The sequence below is a fragment of the Vibrio sp. 1069 genome (assembly GCF_033340555.1).
The window spans coordinates 1-715 of sequence record NZ_JAWOWP010000351.1 but is presented as its reverse complement, the minus strand read 5'-3'; the positions used below and the strand labels follow the sequence as shown (position 1 = coordinate 715).

Annotated in this window: 1 protein-coding gene; it reads left to right on the top strand. The window is 50.6% G+C overall.

What is annotated here, in order from left to right; all coding sequences use genetic code 11:
* A partial coding sequence (locus tag R7040_RS26455; RefSeq protein ID WP_318097576.1) for a molybdopterin-dependent oxidoreductase occupies positions 1-715 on the top strand: 715 nt, incomplete at both ends.

The following is a 715-nucleotide window of genomic DNA, read 5'->3' as shown; positions in this document are numbered from 1 at the left end:
CGAGCGCGACATTGGTTGCACGTATGATGAACCTTTGTGGTGGTTACCTGAATCACTACGGCGACTACTCAGCATCGAACATCGAATGTATGTCTGAGTACTTCTACGGCACTTGGGTAGACAACAACTCGATTGACGACGTACAAAACGCAGATCTTTGTCTGATGTTCGGTAACAACCCAGCCGAGACGCGTATGTCGGGCGGTGGTCAAATCCACAACTACGTGGACGCAAAAAATATTAACCACACACGTACGCTCTGTATCGACCCTCGTTACACCGATACTGCCGCTGGCCGTGAAGACCAATGGATTCCTATCAAACACGGTACCGATGCGGCCCTTGTCGCTGCTATCGCTCATGTACTGATCAGCGAAGAGAAAGTCGACCAAGACTTCCTTGACCGCTACTGTGTGGGTTACGACCGTAAAACTCTGCCAGCATCAGCGCCAGAAAATGGCAGCTACAAAGATTACATCATGGGTACAGGTCCGGATGGTATCGAGAAAACGCCAGAGTGGGCACAACCAATCACAGGTATTCCTGCTGATGTGATCTTGAAACTTGCGCGAGAAATCGGCGATGCAAAACGCATTTACATCACGCAAGGTTGGGGTTTACAACGCTCAGCAAACGGTGAGCAAGCGTGTAAAGCGATCATGATGCTGTCTCTGCTGCGTGGTCAGGTTGGTCTACGAGGTGGTGGTACTGGTGC